17 protein-coding genes are annotated in these 18,565 nt (G+C 66.8%); 12 read left to right on the top strand and 5 right to left on the bottom strand.

The features are described 5' to 3' along the window. Positions 1–9: 9 nt before the first annotated feature. The 5 genes from AMB_RS02655 to gap form a co-directional block, all read right to left on the bottom strand. Positions 10–768 (bottom strand): sulfite exporter TauE/SafE family protein, encoded by a 759-nt coding sequence (locus AMB_RS02655; protein ID WP_011382959.1) that lies wholly within the window; start codon positions 766–768, stop codon positions 10–12. Next, positions 765–1,547, bottom strand: a complete 783-nt coding sequence (gene cobA / locus AMB_RS02650) for a uroporphyrinogen-III C-methyltransferase (protein ID WP_070108644.1) — start codon at positions 1,545–1,547, stop codon at positions 765–767. The genes AMB_RS02655 and cobA overlap by 4 nt, the downstream gene beginning before the upstream one ends. Positions 1,548–1,584: 37 nt before the next feature. Then, the gene (gene cobM / locus AMB_RS02645; protein WP_011382957.1) at positions 1,585–2,346 is read right to left on the bottom strand and encodes a precorrin-4 C(11)-methyltransferase; all 762 of its coding nucleotides are present in this window, start codon (positions 2,344–2,346) and stop codon (positions 1,585–1,587) included. Between the two features lie 100 nt (positions 2,347–2,446). After that, a complete protein-coding gene (locus AMB_RS02640; protein ID WP_043743254.1) occupies positions 2,447–3,694 on the bottom strand; it encodes a phosphoglycerate kinase in 1,248 nt (415 codons plus the stop codon). Positions 3,695–3,766: 72 nt separating this feature from the next. Continuing rightward, positions 3,767–4,765 (bottom strand): type I glyceraldehyde-3-phosphate dehydrogenase, encoded by a 999-nt coding sequence (gap, locus tag AMB_RS02635; protein ID WP_011382955.1) that lies wholly within the window; start codon positions 4,763–4,765, stop codon positions 3,767–3,769. A gap of 314 nt (positions 4,766–5,079) precedes the next feature. Between gap and AMB_RS02630 the strand changes: the two genes are divergently transcribed. The 12 genes from AMB_RS02630 to fliN all read left to right on the top strand — a co-directional run bounded on the left by AMB_RS02630 (position 5,080) and on the right by fliN (position 18,551). Further along, the gene (locus AMB_RS02630) at positions 5,080–5,901 is read left to right on the top strand and encodes a peptidylprolyl isomerase (protein WP_043743252.1); all 822 of its coding nucleotides are present in this window, start codon (positions 5,080–5,082) and stop codon (positions 5,899–5,901) included. Positions 5,902–5,967: 66 nt separating this feature from the next. After that, the gene (argJ, locus tag AMB_RS02625; RefSeq protein WP_011382953.1) at positions 5,968–7,200 is read left to right on the top strand and encodes a bifunctional glutamate N-acetyltransferase/amino-acid acetyltransferase ArgJ; all 1,233 of its coding nucleotides are present in this window, start codon (positions 5,968–5,970) and stop codon (positions 7,198–7,200) included. A gap of 17 nt (positions 7,201–7,217) precedes the next feature. Continuing rightward, positions 7,218–8,201: a bifunctional GNAT family N-acetyltransferase/(deoxy)nucleoside triphosphate pyrophosphohydrolase gene (locus AMB_RS02620; RefSeq protein ID WP_011382952.1), complete on the top strand. Its 984-nt coding sequence runs from the start codon at positions 7,218–7,220 to the stop codon at positions 8,199–8,201. Positions 8,202–8,229: 28 nt separating this feature from the next. Continuing rightward, complete coding sequence (locus AMB_RS02615) at positions 8,230–8,964, top strand: competence/damage-inducible protein A (RefSeq protein ID WP_011382951.1); 735 nt, start codon at positions 8,230–8,232, stop codon at positions 8,962–8,964. Positions 8,965–8,968: 4 nt separating this feature from the next. Further along, on the top strand, positions 8,969–9,229 hold the full coding sequence (locus tag AMB_RS02610) for a hypothetical protein (protein ID WP_011382950.1): 261 nt from the start codon (positions 8,969–8,971) through the stop codon (positions 9,227–9,229). A gap of 194 nt (positions 9,230–9,423) precedes the next feature. Then, positions 9,424–11,187, top strand: a complete 1,764-nt coding sequence (locus tag AMB_RS02605) for a flagellar hook-length control protein FliK (protein ID WP_011382949.1) — start codon at positions 9,424–9,426, stop codon at positions 11,185–11,187. An 11-nt stretch (positions 11,188–11,198) separates the two neighbouring features. Further along, positions 11,199–12,023 (top strand): flagellar hook assembly protein FlgD, encoded by an 825-nt coding sequence (locus AMB_RS02600; protein ID WP_011382948.1) that lies wholly within the window; start codon positions 11,199–11,201, stop codon positions 12,021–12,023. Positions 12,024–12,045: 22 nt separating this feature from the next. Next, complete coding sequence (locus AMB_RS02595; protein WP_011382947.1) at positions 12,046–14,577, top strand: flagellar hook-basal body complex protein; 2,532 nt, start codon at positions 12,046–12,048, stop codon at positions 14,575–14,577. Positions 14,578–14,837: 260 nt separating this feature from the next. After that, positions 14,838–16,499 (top strand): flagellar basal-body MS-ring/collar protein FliF, encoded by a 1,662-nt coding sequence (fliF, locus tag AMB_RS02590; protein WP_043743250.1) that lies wholly within the window; start codon positions 14,838–14,840, stop codon positions 16,497–16,499. 12 nt (positions 16,500–16,511) lie between these two features. Further along, positions 16,512–17,531, top strand: a complete 1,020-nt coding sequence (gene fliG / locus AMB_RS02585) for a flagellar motor switch protein FliG (RefSeq protein ID WP_009870044.1) — start codon at positions 16,512–16,514, stop codon at positions 17,529–17,531. A gap of 3 nt (positions 17,532–17,534) precedes the next feature. Beyond that, the gene (locus tag AMB_RS02580) at positions 17,535–18,212 is read left to right on the top strand and encodes a FliH/SctL family protein (protein WP_011382945.1); all 678 of its coding nucleotides are present in this window, start codon (positions 17,535–17,537) and stop codon (positions 18,210–18,212) included. Between the two features lie 12 nt (positions 18,213–18,224). Next, positions 18,225–18,551, top strand: a complete 327-nt coding sequence (gene fliN / locus AMB_RS02575; protein ID WP_011382944.1) for a flagellar motor switch protein FliN — start codon at positions 18,225–18,227, stop codon at positions 18,549–18,551. The last annotated feature ends 14 nt before the right edge of the window (positions 18,552–18,565 follow it).

The raw sequence follows: 18,565 nt of genomic DNA, 5'->3' as shown, positions 1-18,565 counted from the left end.
TCTCCGTGTTCACGAGGCGAGAAGCTGCCAGGCCATGAAGCCCAGCATTCCCGCATTCAAAACCAATAACGCGGGCGCCGCCCGCAACAGCGGAGCCCGCCAATGGGACACCGCCGCCTGTCCCACTGCTGCCACCAGCACCAGCATGGGCACGGTGCCGGCCCAGAAGGCCAGCATGCCGAAAGCCCCGGCCACCGCATTGCCCCCGGCCGCCGCCGCCGCCAGGGCGGCATAGAGCAGGCCGCAGGGAATGAAGCCCAGCATGACGCCCAGCGCCCAGCCGCGCAGCCCGAACGGCCGGGCGAACAGCGGCCCGGCCAGACGGCCCACGCCGCGCGCCCAGCGACTGTCGCCGCCCGAACCGGCCAGCGCCTTGATCCCGGGCAAGGCCATGGCCAGCAGCAGCAGCGCCGCCACCCCCAGCAGCACCGCCGCCAGCAGGCGGAACGACCCGGCGCCGCCCAGAATGCCGCCGAAGCCGGCCGCGGCGGCGCCCAGGGCGCCATAGGTGGTGGCCCGGCCCAGATGATAGGGCAGCAGCGCCGCCCCGGCCAGCCGCCGCATCTCGGTCATGCGCTCGAAGGGAATGGCCTCCATCCGCGCCGCCACCTGGGACAGGGCGAAGGGGCCGCACATGCCGACGCAATGGGTCAGACTGCCCACCAGCCCGGTGACGAACAGGCCGAGGATCAGATTCTCGTTGCCGTCGATGCCGACGCGGCAGATGCCCAGGCCCGCATGGGCGAGATCGGTGATGACCTCGATCATGGAGCCCACCAGTCCAGCTGGCGCCGCAACTCCACCACCGGCCCGACCACGAACAAGGCGGGCGGCTTGAGGCCGGCCCGCTCCACCGCCCCGGCCGCCTCGGCCAGGGTGGTCTCCAGCACGGTCTGGCGTTCCGTCGCCGCATTGCAGACCAGGGCCGCCGCCTCGTCGCCTCGCCGTCCCGCCGCCATCAGCCGCGCGGTCAGGCGGTCCAGATGCTTCAGCCCCATGTAGAACACCAGGACAGGGGCACCCCGCGCCAGGGCATCCCAGTCGAACGCGTCGGGAAGATCCCCGTCGGGGCCGTGGCCGGTGACGAAGGCCACCGCCGAATTGGTCTCCTTGGCGGTCACCGGAATGCCGGCATAGGCCAGCCCGCCGATGCCGGCGGTGATGCCCGGCACGACGCGGAAGGCGATGCCGGCCGCCATCAGGGCCAGGGCCTCTTCCGGCCCGCGCCCGAAGACGAAGGGATCGCCGCCCTTGAGGCGCAACACCCTCTTGCCCGCCCGGGCCAGCTCGATCAGCCGCGCCGTGATGTCGCTTTGCTTGTTGGACGCGGCCTCGCCGCCGCGCTTGCCCATGGATTCCACCGCCGTCGCGGCGGGAATCAGCGCCAGGATGCGCGGGTCCACCAGGGCGTCGTGAATCACCACGTCGGCGCCGCGCAGCCCGTGCAGGGCCAGCAGGGTCAGCAGCCCGGGATCGCCGGGACCGGCGCCTGCCAGCCAGACGGAGCCGGGAACAAATTCGGGAAGATCGAAAGGCAGGTCGAGCATGGTGGCCCGTACTATAGGACGTTGTTTGGCCCGAGTCTTACCCCTTCGCGGGGCGCAGCACGTGGGTGTGGTCCTCGGCATACAGGCGGGAATCGGTGAACTCGGCGCCGCCCAGCACGCGGCCCACCAGGATCAGGGCGGTGCGGGTCAGACCCGCCGCCTTGACCTTGTCGCGGATGTCGGCCAGCGTGCCGCGGATGAAGCTCTGGTCCGGCCAGCCCACCCGGAAGGCCACCACCACCGGGCAGTCCGCGCCGTAAAGGGGCGACAGCTCCTTGACCACATGGGCCAGATTGCTGACCGACAGATGGATGGCCAGCGTCGCGCCGCTTTTGCCTAGCGTTGCCAGATCCTCGTTGTTGGGCATGGCCGAAGACCGCACCGAGGTTCGGGTCAGGATCACCGTCTGGCTGATGTCGGGCAGGGTCAGTTCGGTGGACAGCGCCGCCGCCGCCGCGGCGAAGGCCGGAACGCCCGGCGTCACGTCATAGGGAATGCCCAGCGCGTCCAGGCGGCGCATCTGCTCGGCGATGGCGCCATAGATGGAGGGATCGCCGGAATGGACGCGGGCCACGTCATGGCCCCCGGCATGGGCCTCGGCCATCTCGGCGATGATCTCGTCCAGATTGAGCGGCGCGGTATCGACCACCTGGGCCGACGGCATGGCCTCGGCCACGATCTCGGGCGGCACCAGCGAACCGGCGTAAAGCACCACCGGACAGCGGCGGATCAGGTTCAGCCCCCGCACGGTGATCAGGTCGGGAGCGCCGGGGCCGGCACCGATGAAATGAACGGTCATGGACTACCCCTGAAAATCGTCATGGCCGGGCTTGACCCGGCCATCCATGGACCCCCGGGTCAAGCCCGGGGGTGACGATGAAGAATGGCAGGCTTCAATCTCAGCCGCAGCCGCCGGCGCCACCGGCGCCACAGCCGCAGCCGGTGCCGCGCACCTGTTCGGGCTGGACGTGCAGCGCGGCCACGCCCGGCAGCTCCTTGCCTTCCAGCCATTCCAGGAAGGCGCCGCCGGCGGTGGAGATGTAGGAGAACTTCTCCTCCACGCCCGCCTTGGCCAGGGCCGAAACGGTGTCGCCGCCGCCGCCCACGGTCAGCAGCTTGCCCTGCAGGGTACGCTCGGCCGCCCATTGGGCGACGGCATTGGTGGCCTTGTCGAAGGGAGCGATCTCGAAGGCACCCAGCGGACCGTTCCACACCAGGGTCTTGCAGCCGCCCAGACGGTCGATGATGGCCTCGGCCGAGGCCGGACCGGCGTCGAGGATCATCTTGTCGGCGGGCACCGCATCGACGGAGACCACCTCATTGGCGGCGTTCTCGGCGAACTCGCCGGCCACCACGGCGTCCACCGGCAGGACGATGTGGCACTTGGCCTCCTTGGCCTTTTCCAGGATCGCGCGCGCGGTGTCGGCCAGATCCTTCTCGCATAGGGACTTGCCCACCTGCTTGCCCTGGGCGAACAGGAAGGTGTTGGCCATGCCGCCGCCGATGATCAGGTAGTCCACCTTGCTCACCAGATTGCCCAGCAGGTCCAGCTTGGTGGAAACCTTGGCGCCGCCGACGATGGCGGCCACCGGCTTCTCGGGAGCTTCCAGCGCCTTGCCCAGCGCCTCCAGCTCGGCCTGCATCAGGCGGCCGGCGGCGGCCGGCAGCAGATGGGCCAGCCCCTCGGTGGAGGCGTGGGCGCGATGCGCGGTGGAAAAGGCGTCGTTGACGTAAGCGTCGCCCAGCGCGGCCAGCGCCTTGGCGAAGGCGGGATCGTTCTTCTCTTCCTCGGGATGGAAGCGGACGTTTTCCAGGAGCGCGATGTCGCCGTCCTTCATGGAGGCGATCAGCTTTTCCACGTCCGGCCCGATGCAGTCGTCGGCCCAGGCCACCGCCTTGCCCACGGCCTTGGCCAGCGGCTCGACCAGCAGCTTCTGCGAGTACTTGTCCTCGCGCCCCTTGGGGCGGCCGAAATGGGTCAGCACGATGACCTTGGCGCCCTTGGCGGCCAGCTGGATCAGCGTGGCGGCCGAGCGGTCGATACGGGTGGTGTCGGTAACCTTGCCGTCCTTGGCCGGCACGTTGAGATCGGCGCGCACCAGCACCCGCTTGCCCTGGACGTCCAGCTTGTCGATGGTCCGGAACATGACTGCCCCCTTGATGATCTGAATGGAATTCGGGCGGAAGGGAGACCCTTCCGCCCGCAAGCCGTCGGCTGCTTACTTGGCGATATGCTGCAGGAAGCGCAGCATGTTGCAGGTGTAGCCGTACTCGTTGTCGTACCAGGTGACGACCTTGACGAAGGTGCTGTCCAGGGCGATGCCGGCGTCGGCGTCGAAGATGGACGGCATGTTGCAGCCGACGAAGTCGGTGGCGACCACCTTATCCTCGGTGTAGCCCAGCACGCCCTTGAGCGCGCCCTCGGACGCCGCCTTCATGGCCTTGCAGATGTCTTCGTAGGACGCGTCCTTGTTCAGCTCGACGGTCAGGTCGACCACCGAGACGTCCGAGGTGGGGACGCGGAAGGCCATGCCGGTCAGCTTCTTGTTCAGCTCGGGCAGCACCTTGCCCACGGCCTTGGCGGCGCCGGTGGACGACGGGATGATGTTCTCCAGGATGCCGCGGCCGCCGCGCCAATCCTTGGACGACGGGCCGTCCACGGTCTTCTGGGTGGCGGTGGCGGCGTGCACGGTGGTCATCAGGCCGCGCTTGATGCCCCAGTTGTCGTTCAGCACCTTGGCGACGGGGGCCAGGCAGTTGGTGGTGCACGAGGCGGCCGAGACGATCTTCTCGCCGGCATACTTCTCGTGGTTCACGCCATAGACGAACATGGGAGTGTCGTCCTTGGACGGAGCCGACATCAGGACCTTCTTGGCGCCGGCCTTGATGTGCTTTTCCGCCACGTCGGCCGACAGGAACAGGCCGGTGGACTCGATGACGATGTCGGCCTTGACCTCGTCCCACTTCAGCTCGGCCGGGTCCTTGACGGCGGTGAGGCGAACCTTCTTGCCGTTGACGATCAGGTTCGAGCCCTCGACCGAGACGTCACCGCCGAAGCGGCCGTGCACCGAATCGTACTTCAGCATGTAGGCGAGGTAGTCGGGCTCGAGGAGGTCGTTGATGCCGACGATCTCGATCTCGGGGAATTCCTTCGCCACGGCGCGGAACACCATGCGACCGATGCGGCCGAAGCCGTTGATGCCAACGCGAACAGTCATAATTTCCTCCACTTGGTCCGACACGACGTCTTACAGGCACGCCCTGGCCGGGGGCTTGGATTGGGTGGCGCCGGCGCGCGCGTATGGCGGCGCGCCCTGGCCTGCGAAGTCGGGGAACCATATTGCACAGAGTCGGTTCCGAATCCAGTGCTGGGTGGGCGCGGAATTCCGCCATGACTTTGCCGCATTCCAGGGTGATACCAATCGACCACTTGTGCCGACCCTCCGGTTGTGGTTCAACCGCAGGCACTGTTGTCTCGGCCGTGGGCGCCGCTCCTGGCGCCCGGGCCATCGACGAGAAGGAACGTTCGCTCATGAAGATGCTGTTCGCGCGCCGCCCGATGCTCGCCCTCTCCCTGGCGGCAGGGCTGGCCGCCAGCCCGGCCATCGCCGCCGATTCCGTTGTCGCCAACGTCAACGGCTCCGACATCAAGATGTCGCAGCTGGCCGAATACGGCCGCCAGATGGGCCCCCAGGCCCCCTACGAGGCGGTGCTCGAAGTGGCCATCAACAACCAGCTGGTCTACGAGCAGGCCAAGCGCGACAAGCTGGACGCCGATCCCGACGTCAAGGCCGCGCTGAAGCGGGTCGAGATCCAGCTCATGGCCCAGGCCCTGATGCAGAAGAAGGTGCGCGGCGCCGTCACCGACGAGGCCGTCAAGGTCCGCTATGACCAGGCCGTCAAGAACTTCCAGCCGCAGGAAGAAGTGCACGCCCGCCACATCCTGGCGGAAACCGAGGAAGGCGCCCGTTCGATCATCGCCGATCTGAACCGCGGCATGGACTTCGCCGAACTGGCCAAGACCCGTTCCAAGGACACCGGTTCGGGCGCCATGGGCGGCGATCTGGGCTATTTCGTCCAGGGCGCCATGGTGCCGGAATTCGCGGCCGCCGCCTTTGCCATGCGCCCGGGCGAGCTGTCCAAGACCCCGGTGAAGACCCAGTTCGGCTATCACGTGATCAAGGTCGAGGACAAGCGGATGGCCTCCATTCCTCCCTATGACCAGGCCAAGCCGGTGATCGCCCGCCAGATCGCCGAGGAACTGCAGGAAAAGATGGTCGTCGAACTGCGCGAGAAGGCCAAGATCAAGCGGTTCAAGCCCGACGGCACGCCGCTCGAAGCGGCCAAGAAGTAAAAGCCTGAATGGCCCGGCCGTCGAAAACGGCCGGGCCTTTTACCCTGCGACAACGGATTTCCCGCCATGACCACCGCCATCTCCCCCCTCGCCCCCGAGCGCTTCCCCGACATGCCCGTCATCGCCGGCATCCGGCTGGCCAGCCACGCCTGCGGCGTGCGCTATGCCGGACGCACCGACCTGCTGATGGTCGAGATGGACAAGGGCACCACGGCCGCCGGCGTCTTCACCCGCTCGCTGACCGCCTCCGCCCCGGTGGAATGGTGCCGCGCCGCCGTGGCCAAGGGCTCGGCCCGCGCCCTGGTGGTCAATTCCGGCAATGCCAACGCCTTCACCGGCTCGGTGGGCGTGGCCTCGGTCAAGCGCACGGTGGAGTCCACCGCCGCCCTGGTGGGCTGCAAGGACTCCGAGGTCTACATCGCGTCGACCGGCACCATCGGCGTGCGCCTGCCCGACGAGAAGATCACCGCCGCCCTGGGCGACGTGCGCGCCAAGCTGCAGCCCGGCAACTGGCTGGAGGCCGCCCAGGCCATCATGACCACCGACACCTACCCCAAGGGCGCCAGCCGCACGGCGGTGATCGACGGCACCACGGTGATCATCAACGGCATCGCCAAGGGCGCCGGCATGATCGCGCCCGACATGGCCACCATGCTGTCCTACGTCTTCACCGACGCCGCCCTGCCGGCCGAGGTGCTGCAGGACCTGCTGAGCAAGGGCGTGGACAAGTCGTTCAACGCCATCACCGTGGATTCCGACACCTCGACCAGCGACACCCTGATGCTGTTCGCCACGGGCAAGGCCGGCAACAAGGTGATCAAGGACGCCAAGGACAAGCGCCTGGCCGATTTCAAGGCCAAGCTGTTCGACCTGCTGCTCGACCTGGCCCTGCAGGTGGTCCGGGACGGCGAGGGCGCCACCAAGTTCGTCACCATCCACGTGACCGGCGCCGCCGGCAAGAAGGCGGCGCGGACCATCGGCATGTCCATCGCCAACTCCCCCCTGGTCAAGACCGCCATCGCCGGCGAGGACGCCAATTGGGGTCGCGTGGTCGCCGCCGTCGGCAAGGCCGGCGAGAAGGCCAACCGCGACCGGCTCTCCATCCGCATGGGCGGCGTGCTGGTGGCCGACAAGGGCGAAATGGCCCACGGCTATGACGAGGCCCCGGTGGCCGCCCACTTCAAGGGCAAGGACATCGTCATCGAGGTGGATGTGGGCGTGGGCAAGGGACGGTCGACCGTCTATACTTGCGACCTGACGCACGCGTATATCGACATCAATGGGTCCTATCGGACCTGAGGAACGGAGACGGCATCATGGCGGAGCGGGGTTGCCGGGAACCGGGCACGGTCTGGGCGGGTCATCCCCTGCTCACGGCCCGTCTGCGCCTGCGGCCGGTCAGCGACAAGGACCTGGACGCCCTGGTGGCGCTGCTGGGCGACTGGGATGTGGTGCGCCTCACCGCCGCCATTCCCCACCCCTATGCCGTGGACGACGCCAAGGCCTTCGTCGCCGCCCAGGAAGTCCGCCGCATCGAGCACAAGGGCGTCGCCCTGGCCCTGGAGCGCACCACCGACGGCGTGCTGGTCGGCGTCATGGGCTTTGGCCTGGAACGGGACGGCACGCCGGAACTGGGCTACTGGATCGGCAAGGATTTCTGGGGCCAGGGCTATGCCACCGAGGCGGCCAACCGCCTGATCCGCCATCTGTTCGACACCCTGGGCTTCGAACGGGTCTGGGCGCAGTTCCACCCCGACAACACCGGTTCCAAGCGGGTGCTGGAGAAGGTGGGACTCACCTTCCACCGGGTCGACGCCTGCCCCATGCCGGCGCGGGGCGAAAGCGTCATCTCTCCCGTCTTCCAGCTGCGCAGGGCCGAGTGGCTGATGGCCCGCTCGCTCCGCCCCACCGTGCTGGTGGTGGCCGCCGCCCTGGTGGACGGCGACGGCCGCGTGCTGATGGCGTCGCGCCCCACCGGCAAGAGCATGGAAGGCCTGTGGGAGTTCCCCGGCGGCAAGATTCACGACGGCGAGACCCCGGAGGCCGCCCTGGTCCGCGAGTTGGAGGAGGAACTGGGCATCGACGTGCGGGAAAGCTGCCTAGCCCCCGTCGCCTTCGCCTCCCACGATTACGACACCTTCCATCTGCTGATGCCGCTGTATCTGGTGCGGGTATGGAAGGGCAATCCCAGCGCCCGCGAAGGCCAGGAACTGCGCTGGATCCGCGTGCCCCGCCTGGGCGACCTGCCCATGCCCCCCGCCGACATCCCCCTGGTCGCCATCCTGCGGGAGTGGGTATAATATCATTCCCTGATATGGGAGTGCGGTCATGGCCAATGCGGCGATCCTGGTGATCGGCAATGAAATCCTGTCGGGACGCACCCAGGATTCCAATGTCGCCTATCTGGGCAAGGAACTGGCGGCGCGCGGCATCACCTTGGCCGAGGTGCGCATCGTCCGCGACGATCCGGCGGCCATCGTCGCCGCCCTAAACGCCCTTCGGGCCGCCTACACCTATGTCTTCACCAGCGGCGGCATCGGCCCCACCCATGACGACATCACCTCGGCGGCGGTGGCCAGGACGTTCGGCGTCGCCCTGGAGCGCAACCCGGAAGCCGTCCGCCGGTTGCAAAGCCGCTATGGCGAGGGCGAGCTCAATGCCGCCCGCCTCAAGATGGCGGAAATCCCGGCCGGAGCCCAACTGGTCGACAACCCCATCAGCCAGGCCCCCGGCTTCCGCCTGGACAACGTCTTCGTCATGGCGGGCGTTCCCTCCATCCTGCGCGCCATGTTCGAGGGCATCCGCCACACCCTGGCGGAAGGACCGCCGCAATTGTCCCGCTCGGTGACCCTGGGTGTCCGCGAGGGCGATCTGGCCGAAGGCCTGACCCGCATCCAGGACCGCCACCCCGAGGTGGACGTGGGCTCGTACCCCTCGTTCACCGAGGGCCGCTCGCTGGTCGCCATCGTGGCCCGCGGCACCGATGCCGCCCGGCTGGAGCAGGTCATGGCCGAGACCCGCGCCCTGGCGGCCGAACTGGGTGCCGCCGTCAGCGAGGGGTGAGGCCATGACCCCCAAAGAGCGCGAGCCGCTGAAATTCCTGGCCCAGCACCTGTGCTACGGCCTGGCGGCCGGCGCGACCTTCGGCGCCCTGGTGCTGGCCACCGATCTCGGCCATATCCGCACCCTGGCCATGGAATCCCCCAATCCCGTCCCGGTGCTGCTCCTGCTGTTCGGCGGGCTGTTCGTCACCTTCGGCTCGGTGGCCATGGGAGTGGGCATCATGAGCCTGGCCCGGGACGACGAGGCCGACCGCGACATCTACTGAACCGGCAGGCTTTTCCCCGCACCCGGCAGATTTTTCCGTACGCCGCCGTCCCACAGGGGAACGGCACCCAGGGCGTAAAAATCTTTCCCATTAAATATCAATTAGATAGCCGAACCGACACCACTTGGCCCGCCGCTTGCTCAGGTCTTGGCGCGAAAGATCGTTCGCGAAGCCCATTCTGCGGGGACAAGACCATGACCGTGCAATCCATCGACAAGCGTGTGGTACCCGAAGCCAACATGACTCCCCTCTCGCTGGACAAGCAGCAGGAGAGCGTGTCGGCCGAGGACGCCTTCCTCTCGGTGCTGCAGCAGACCACCCAGCGCTTCGCCGGCAAAAACGGCAGCCTGGGCGGCCTGATCTCCGGCGACAAGGTCCTGTCCGAGCACATCACCCGCCTGCACATGGACGTCAAGGTCGACGCCAAGGACGCCCGCCAGGACGCCCAGCCCGACGCCAAGGACGCCCGTCCGCTGCTCAAGGCCGACAAGCCCCGCGCCGCCGGCGCCGCCACCGCCCGCAAGGGCGACGACGCCCAGGCCGCCCCGGCTCCGGTCCAGAAGGACGACGACGCGCCGGCCACCGTCCAGGCCGCCGACAGCGACGCTTCAGCCCAGAACGCCCCGACCGCCGACGACGACACCGTCCAGGCTCCGGTGGAGACCAAGGCCAAGGACGACGAGCAGATCATCGTTTCGCTCGACGTCACCATCACCGAGACCGTCCAGATCGTCCAGGTGGCCGACACCAAAGCCGACAACGGTCCGGCCCTGGACCTCAATGCCATGGCCCAGACCATCAGCGCCCAGCTGGCCAGCGCCGACGACGGCAAGCCTGAGGCCGATCCCATGGCCGGCCTGTCCGCCGCCGACCGCCAGCGCATCACCGACCTGGAAAACCGCCTGGTCAACGACGTCCAGGACGGCAATCTGGACGACGCGCTCGACGCCGCCACCGAACTGGTCAATCAGATGATCACCAAGGTCGGCCAGCACAAGGCCGCCGCCGAGGCCAGCATCACCGACCAGACCGACAGCCTGGCCGACGAGCAGGCCCGCGATCTGGCCGCCATGCTGGCGGGCTCCAACGTCCACCTGGACATCAAAGTCCAGACTACCACCGTCGACACCACCCCCGCCGCCCAGACGGCAGCCACCATGGTCGACACGCTGTCGCTGCAGGACCTCGCCGCCCAGGCCGTCAACGGCCAGGGCAGCGGCCAGGAGCAGGCGCAGGGTCAGGGCTTCGCCTCGAGCCAGGACAGTGGCGCCGCCGTGGAACAGACCCCCGCCACCGTCACCCTGGACACCAATGCCGCCGCGACGGGCGAGGCCGAGGCCAGCCCCTTCGCCGCCATTCTGGCCGCCCAGGTCGAAGCCTCGGCTGCCGACGAGGCCGCCCCCGAGCAGCGCACCGTCGTCGGCCTGGCCGGCGTGGGCTCGGCCCAGGCCGCCGACAAGGCGTCCGGCGGCCAGGCGGCCCAATCCGCCGCCCGCACCCCCCGCACCCTGCTGCAGGCCCAGGTGATGGAGCAGGTCACCGTCCAGATCGACAAGCAGGTCAAGGACGGCGCCGACACCATCAAGATCCAGCTGAAGCCCTATGAGCTGGGTAAGATCGAGATCAAGCTGGAAGTCAGCGCCGATGGCCATGTCTCGGCCACCGTCACCGCCGACAAGCCCGAGACCCTGGCCATGCTGCAAAAGGACGCCAAGGGCCTGGAGAAGGCCCTGGAGGATGCCGGGCTCAAGCCCGACAGCGCCGCCACCACCTTCAGCCTGAAGGGCGGCGAGCAGCAGCAGAACGCCGATCGCGGCAACAACAACACCCGGTCCCGCCGTGGCCGCAACCGTGCCGCCGCCGGCGGCGACGAGGCCCAGCTGGCCGGCGCCGGCGCGGCCCAGGCCGCGCGGAGCCGGACCCTCGGCGGACGCTCCGGCGTCGACATCTCGGTGTAGGAGCAACGCCCATGACCACCGTCGACACCTCCGCCACCAACGCCGCAACGGCCTCGGCCGCCACGGGCTCCGCCGCCGGCAAGGCCACGCTGGGCAGCAACTTCAATACCTTCCTGACCATGCTGACCACTCAGCTGAAGCATCAGGACCCGCTGTCGCCCATGGACTCGACCCAGTTCACCAACCAGCTGGTCCAGTTCTCCAGCGTCGAGCAGCAGATCAACGCCAATTCCAACCTGGAAAAGCTGATCAAGCTGCAGCAGACCGCCCAGACCTCCCAGGGCATCAGCTATCTCGGCCAGACCGTCGAGGTGTCGGGCACCGACCTGCCGCTGCAAGACAGCGCCGCCTCGCTGACCTACACCCTGCCCAAGGAAGCCCGCGACGTGAAAATCGTGATCAAGGATTCCACCGGCAAGCAGGTCAATTCCATCGCCGGCGAGACCGCCTCGGGCGCCCATAGCCTCAGCTGGAACGGCAAGGACTCGTCGGGCACCCAGCTCGATGACGGCCGCTATTCCTTCCAGGTGGTGGCCACCGCCGCCGACGGCACCTCCATCACCACCACCAGCACCAGCTTCGGCCGGGTGACCAAGGTGACCAACGACGCCACCAACGGCACCACCCTGGTGATGGGCGCCGGGACCAAGGGCAACGACATCACCCTGACCATGGATAAGGTGGTCAGCGTCAAGGACAACCAGTCCAGCATCAACAACGCGCAGTTGGCCGCCGCCAACGCCCAGTATCAGGCCGCGCTGGCGCAACTTCAGGCGCTGCAGGGCTCTTCGAACAACTCTAGCTCGTCGAGCGGCTCCAGCTCGACCGGCCAGTAGAATTTAGGATCAGGAGGATATCATGAGCTTGTACGGCGCATTGTTCTCGGGTGTCTCCGGTCTGGCCTCTCAGTCCAGCGCGATGGGAGCCATTTCGGACAACATCACCAACGTGAACACCACCGGCTACAAGGGGGCCAAGGTCAACTTCCAGACCCTGGTGACCAAGCAGGTCTCCCTGACCACCTATTCGCCGGGCGGCGTCCAGTCCAAGCCCCGGGCGGCCATCGACAGCCAGGGCCTGCTGCAGGCCACCACCAATTCCACCGACCTCGCCCTGTCGGGCCAGGGCATGTTCGTGGTCAACACCGATCCTGATCCCGCCACGTCCGGCAACGGCATGTTCGCCTACACCCGCGCCGGGTCGTTCAAGGTGGATAAGGAAGGCTATCTGCAGAACGTGTCGGGCTTCTACGTCCAGGGCTGGCCGCTGCAGCCCACCAACAACAACGTTCTGGCCAAGCCGACCGAGCTGACCGTCGACGGCAACACCTACATGAAGGCCTACAAGCAGGCCGACGGCACGTTCCACTACGTCAACCAGAACATCATCAATCCGCAGGAAACCAAGTCCCTCAATCTGAAGACCATCGGCGGCACCGCCGACCAGACCACTCAGATCAAGATGGGCGCCAACCTGCCGTCGGGCGACACCATCTACAACCCGGCCAGCACCTCCTCGTCCGGCTATCACCAGACCAGCGTGCTGATCTACGACTCGCTCGGCGACACCCACAATTTCAACGTCAACTGGACCAAGACCAACTCGAACCAGTGGGACGTGGAAACCAAGAGCAACTTCTACTCGGTGGCTTCGACGCTGACCGACGTCAAGCAGAACTCCACCGCCGCCCTCAAGATATACGGCGCCGCCGCCGGCAATACCGGCAACGGCATCACCACCCTGGTCACCTCCGCCAGCGCCACCAACATGGGCTATTTCGCCGGAACCGGCGTCATCGCCATGCCGCAATTCACCCTGGGCAACCCGCTCCTCACCGCGCAGCGGGCCCTGCCCACCGGTTCCATCCTGAACATTTCCGGCGCCTCGGGCACCGCCAGCACCAATAACGGCGACTGGTACGTCAGCTCGACCGTGGCGACCTCGCCGACCATCGTCGATACGGTCGCCACCGCGGCCGCCATCGAGATCGGCGGCGCCAACAAGACCTATACCGCCGCCGCCTTCGCCGCCAATCTCGGCGGCCTGGGCAACGCCATCGACTTCACCGGCGACGCGGCCTACAGCCAGACCGACTATGCGGTCGGCGACTACATCAAGGTCAGCAACAGCCTCAGCACCACCAACAATACCGGCTACTACCAGGTCTCCAGCAAGACTGCCACGGCGCTGTACCTGACGCCCGCCGACTACGTCACCACCTCGACCGCCCCCTACCAGGACCAGCGGGGCGTGAACCCACCCTCGGGCGCCGCCTCCATGGATATCGTGGACAACTCGACTCCGTCGCTGGTCTATGCCAGCCAGGGCCGGGTGGACTTCACCGCCTCGTCGTCCGCCGATGTGCAGGCCTTGGACACCAAGTCCTTCACCATCACCATCGGCGGCTATGACCTCAACGTCTATTTCGACACCACCGGCACCATCTCACCGACCGTCGGCAAGGAAGTCGTCATCAACCTCAACAATACCAACCTGACCTCGGGGTCCGACGTCGCCACCCTGGTGGCCCAGGCGTTGCGCAATCCCAAGAACTGGGACGAGAACACCAATGGCGGCATCGCCGCCACCAAGACCGTGGTGGCCCTGGGCGGCAAGCTGCCCCTGTTCCGCGCCAACGGCTCGACGCTGGAGATCGTGCAGCAGCAAGGCGGCTCCACAGCCAAGTTCAGCATGGCCAACATGGGCACCACCGTGACCCAGTCGCAGACCCGCAACTGGAGCTCGGGCATCCCCTCGGTGGACACGGTCAACGGCGAGTTCTACCTGAACGCCATCACCCAGGTTAATCCCGCCATCACCTTCAACGGCGACGGCACGCCCAAGACCGTCAACGTGGGCAAGATGGCCGTCAACTGGGCCAACGGCGCCCAGTCCATGACCCTGGTTCCCAACGGCACCGGCGCCGACCAGCGCATCAACTGGTTCGTGGGCAACACCTCGCAGGCCGACGGCATGACCCAGCTGGGCGGTACCTATCAGCTGGCCTATTTGACCCAGAACGGCGCCAAGTTCGGCAACTTCTCGGGCGTCTCGGTGGGCACCGACGGCGTGGTCACCGCCCTGTTCGACAACGGCGTCCGCCGTCCGGTCTTCCAGATCCCGGTGGCCACCTTCACCAACCCCAACGGCTTGGAATCCCTGACCGGCAATTCCTGGATCGAGACCAACACCTCGGGCTCGTACACCCTGCGTCAGGCCAACAATGCCGGTGCCGGTTCGGTGCAGTCGGCGTCGCTGGAAGCTTCGACCGTGGATATCGGCTCCGAGTTCACCACCATGATCATCACCCAGCGCGCCTATTCGGCCGCGGCCAAGATCATCACCACTGCCGACCAGATGCTGGACGAACTGGTGCAGATCAAGCGTTAACGCGTCCAATCCCCCCATCCTGCTTCCTGACAAGGACCGGCGGCCAGAAGGCCGCCGGTCCGATTCTGTCCGGAATGCGGGCGAGACGCCCGCGCCCGGCGCCTGAGGGGCTCACGCAATACAGCAAAACCCCACCCGGCAAAAATTGCCGGGCGTTAACCATCTCTTCAGCGGCAAGACCTTAGTCTGTCACCTGGATGTGTGTGCCGGCCGGCGGCACCCCCCGCGCGCCTGGGCGATGGGCACCCGATGGAGACGACGTGAACGCATTCCTGCAGATGCTGCGCGGCCTGGGGCCCATGCGGCTGGCCGCCATCGCCGGTGTCGGCGTCAGTATTCTCGGCTTCTTCATCTATCTGATGAGCCGCGTCGCCGCGCCGCAGATGGAATTGCTGTATGGCGATCTCGATCTGGGCGATTCCAAGCAGATCATCGAGAAGCTGACCGCCGACAAGATTCCCTACGAACTCAGGAAGGACGGCACCGAGGTCTGGGTGCCCAAAGACCGCAAGCTGGACCTGCGCGTGCGCATGGCCGAGCAGGCCCTGCCCGCCGGCGGCCGCATGGCCGGCTATGAATTGTTCGACAAGCAGGACGCGCTGGGCTCCACCAGCTTCCAGCAGAACATCACCATGGTCCGCGCCCTGGAAGGCGAGCTGTCCAAGACCATCCGCTCCATCGACCGGGTCAAGGCGGCCCGCGTCCATCTGGTGCTGCCCAAGCGCGAGGCCTTCTCCCGCGATACCCAGGAGCCGTCCGCCTCGGTCATCATCAAGATGAACGGCGCCCAGCGGCTGGACAAGGGCCAGGTCAGCGCCATCCAGCACCTGATCGCCGCCGCCGTCCCCAAGATGAAGCCGTCGCGCATCTCCATCGTCGACGACAAGGGCACCCTGCTGGCCAAGGGCTTCGAGAACTCCAAGGAGTATCAGGCCCAGACCGCCGAGGAGATGAAGGTCAAGACCGAGGCCAAGCTGGTCAAGACCATCGAGGACCTGCTGGAGCGTTCGCTGGGTCCGGGCCGGGTGCGCGCCGAGGTCACGGTGGACATGGACATGAGCCAGGCCACCACCACCGAGGAAACCTTCGACCCCGAGACCAAGGTGGTCCGCTCCCAGGTCACCGTCAACGAGGGCGAGCAGAGCCAGGACGCCGAGCCCACCCCGGTCACCGTTCAGCAGAACCTGCCCGATCCCAACGCCTCGTCCTCGGGCAACATCCGCACCTCGACCAAGATCAACAAGAACCAGGAAACCGTGAACTACGAGATCTCGCGCAAGACCAAGAGCACGGTCCGCGAGATGGGCGAGATCCGCAAGGTTTCCGCCGCCGTCATCGTCGACGGCGTGCGCGAGCAGTCGGCCGACGGCAAGCAGACCTCGTACCGCGAGCGCACCGCCGAAGAGCTGTCCCAGATCGAAGCCCTGGTCAAGTCGGCCATCGGCTACACCAAGGACCGCGATGATCAGGTCAAGGTGGCCTCCATGCCCTTCTACAAGGGCGAGGAGCTGCTTCAGGCCGAGGAGCCGGGCGAGTTCATCTTCGGCATGCGCCGCGACTTCGTCGAGAAGATCGCCTCGAATCTGGGCCTCTCGGTGGTGGCCATCCTGTTCCTGCTGCTGGTGCTGCGTCCGCTCATCAGCCGGGCCATCGAGTCCATGCAGGGTCAGGTCGGCCCCGACGGCCGCCGCCTGCTGACCACCGATGGCGGCGCCATGCCGCAGCTCACCGGCCCCGGCGCCGCCGCCATGCCGGCCCCGCTGGGCGGCGAGGAAGAGGTCATCGCCGACGAACTGATCGACATCGACAAGGTGGAAGGCCGCGTCAAGGCCTCCTCGATCCGCAAGATCGGCGAAATCGTCGAGAAGCATCCGGAAGAGGCTCTGTCCATCATCCGCAACTGGCTCTACCAGGAAAGCTGATAGGGAACCGCCATGGCACGCGTCAAGGAAGACTACCGCAGCCTCACCGGCCCCCAGAAGGCGGCCATGTTCATGCTGTCGCTCAACGAAGAGCACTCGTCCAAGCTGTTCGGCATGCTGGGCGACGACGAGATCAAGGAACTGTCCCAGATCATGGCCAGCCTTGGCACCGTCTCGTCCAATCTGGTGGAGCGCGTCTTCGTCGAATTCGCCGACGCCCTGTCGTCGACGGGCTCGCTGACCGGCTCGTTCGACACCACCGAACGCCTGCTGATGAAGAGCCTGTCCAAGGACCGCGTGAACCTCATCATGGAGGAAATCCGCGGTCCCGCCGGCCGTACCATGTGGGACAAGCTGGGCAACGTCTCCGAGCAGGTGCTGGCCAACTACCTGAAGAACGAATACCCCCAGACCGTGGCGGTGGTGCTGGCCAAGATCAAGCCCGACCATGCGTCCCGCGTGCTGGCCATCCTGCCCGAGAACTTCGCCATGGAAGTCATCATGCGCATGCTGCGCATGGAGGCGGTGCAGAAGGAAGTGCTGGACGGCGTGGAAAAGACTCTGAGGACCGAGTTCATGACCAACCTGGCCCGCACCCAGCGCCGCGACGCCCACGAACTGATGGCCGACATCTTCAACAACCTGGATCGCAATACCGAAAACCGGTTCATGTCGGCCCTGGAGGAACGCAACCGAGAAAGCGCCGAGAAGATCAAGGCGCTGATGTTCACCTTCGACGACCTCACCCGCATCGACGCCGCCGGCATCCAGGTGCTGCTGCGCTCGGTGGAGAAGGACAAGCTGGCCATCGCGCTCAAGGGCGGCGCCGACGGGGTCAAGGAACTGTTCTTCAAGAACATGTCCGAACGCGCCGGCAAGATGCTGCGCGAGGACATGGAGGCGCTCGGCCCGGTCCGCCTCAGGGACGTGGATCAGGCCCAGGCCGCCATCGTGGTCATGGCCAAGGAACTGGCGGCGTCGGGACAGATCGTCATCTCCGAGGGCCGCGAGGAAGACGAGCTGGTGTACTAGTCCATGGCCTATCAGAAGTACATGTTCGACCTGGACTTCGGTCCACCGCCCGCCAACCGGCCGAAGCCGGCCGAGCAGGCCGAGGACGTCTTCGAGGTCGAGCCCGAGCCCGATCTGCCGCCGCCGCCCACCTTCACCGAGGAAGACCTCCAGGTGGTGCGCGAGGCGGCCTACGAGGAGGGCCACCGCAACGGCACCGCCGAGGCCAACGAAACCCAGCAGGCCCTGCTGGCCGCCTCGCTGGACCGGGTGTCCAACGCCCTGGCCATGCTGGACGCCGCCCAGGCCGACGCCAACGACCTCAACCAGAGGATCGCCGCCCGGGTGGCCATGGCGGTCTTGAAAAAAGTCCTGCCCGCTGCCTGCGAGCAGAACGCCTTCGAGGAAGTCGTCCGCACGGTTCAGGAATGTCTAACTCATGTGCTGGACGAACCGCGTATCATCGTCCGAGTGGATTCGTCGCTGGTCGACCCCTTGCGCGAGCGCCTGGAACACACCGCCATCGAACACGGCTTCGAAGGCCGCGTGGTGGTCCAGGCCGATCCCCGGGTCGCCATCGGCGATTGCCGGGTGGAATGGACGGACGGCGGAGCGGAACGCGATCAGGTTCGTCTGATCGCCGATATCGAGACGGCGGTGAACCGGGCCCTGGCGCTGCCCGAAGGCCGCCCGGAAGAGTAACAGGAGGATTCCATGCCCGACTTCGAACTCAACGATTTCAAGCCCGAGGTGGAGGAGCAGGGACGGGGCGACGTCCCGGACATGCCTCGGTCGGCCCGCGATCTCGAAGCCGTCTACGATATTCCGGTGCAGGTATCGGCCGTGCTGGGCAAGGCCACCATGCAGGTCAACCAGTTGCTGAAGCTGGGACGCGGCGCGGTCGTGGAACTGGACCGCAAAGTGGGCGAGGCCATCGACATCTACGTCAACAACCGCCTGGTGGCGCGTGGCGAAGTGGTGGTGGTCGAGGATCGCCTGGGCGTGACCATGACCGAAATCATCAAGACCGACCGGGCCTAAGGGTCCTGACGGCG

The sequence above is a fragment of the Paramagnetospirillum magneticum AMB-1 genome, from assembly GCF_000009985.1.
GTDB lineage: Bacteria > Pseudomonadota > Alphaproteobacteria > Rhodospirillales > Magnetospirillaceae > Phaeospirillum > Phaeospirillum magneticum.
This window is presented reverse-complemented; position numbering and strand designations above follow the sequence as displayed.

Excerpts from the sequence above, each read along its gene's own strand:
- AMB_RS02595 (WP_011382947.1), top strand. The coding sequence starts at position 12,046 with ATGAGCTTGTACGGCGCATTGTTCTCGGGTGTCTCCGGTCTGGCCTCT.
- AMB_RS02620 (WP_011382952.1), top strand. The coding sequence starts at position 7,218 with ATGGCGGAGCGGGGTTGCCGGGAACCGGGCACGGTCTGGGCGGGTCAT.
- argJ (WP_011382953.1), top strand. The coding sequence starts at position 5,968 with ATGACCACCGCCATCTCCCCCCTCGCCCCCGAGCGCTTCCCCGACATG.
- gap (WP_011382955.1), bottom strand. The coding sequence starts at position 4,765 with ATGACTGTTCGCGTTGGCATCAACGGCTTCGGCCGCATCGGTCGCATG.
- fliG (WP_009870044.1), top strand. The coding sequence starts at position 16,512 with ATGGCACGCGTCAAGGAAGACTACCGCAGCCTCACCGGCCCCCAGAAG.
- AMB_RS02630 (WP_043743252.1), top strand. The coding sequence starts at position 5,080 with ATGAAGATGCTGTTCGCGCGCCGCCCGATGCTCGCCCTCTCCCTGGCG.
- cobA (WP_070108644.1), bottom strand. The coding sequence starts at position 1,547 with ATGCTCGACCTGCCTTTCGATCTTCCCGAATTTGTTCCCGGCTCCGTC.
- AMB_RS02610 (WP_011382950.1), top strand. The coding sequence starts at position 8,969 with ATGACCCCCAAAGAGCGCGAGCCGCTGAAATTCCTGGCCCAGCACCTG.
- fliN (WP_011382944.1), top strand. The coding sequence starts at position 18,225 with ATGCCCGACTTCGAACTCAACGATTTCAAGCCCGAGGTGGAGGAGCAG.
- AMB_RS02600 (WP_011382948.1), top strand. The coding sequence starts at position 11,199 with ATGACCACCGTCGACACCTCCGCCACCAACGCCGCAACGGCCTCGGCC.
- AMB_RS02580 (WP_011382945.1), top strand. The coding sequence starts at position 17,535 with ATGGCCTATCAGAAGTACATGTTCGACCTGGACTTCGGTCCACCGCCC.
- AMB_RS02640 (WP_043743254.1), bottom strand. The coding sequence starts at position 3,694 with ATGTTCCGGACCATCGACAAGCTGGACGTCCAGGGCAAGCGGGTGCTG.
- AMB_RS02655 (WP_011382959.1), bottom strand. The coding sequence starts at position 768 with ATGATCGAGGTCATCACCGATCTCGCCCATGCGGGCCTGGGCATCTGC.
- AMB_RS02615 (WP_011382951.1), top strand. The coding sequence starts at position 8,230 with ATGGCCAATGCGGCGATCCTGGTGATCGGCAATGAAATCCTGTCGGGA.
- cobM (WP_011382957.1), bottom strand. The coding sequence starts at position 2,346 with ATGACCGTTCATTTCATCGGTGCCGGCCCCGGCGCTCCCGACCTGATC.
- AMB_RS02605 (WP_011382949.1), top strand. The coding sequence starts at position 9,424 with ATGACCGTGCAATCCATCGACAAGCGTGTGGTACCCGAAGCCAACATG.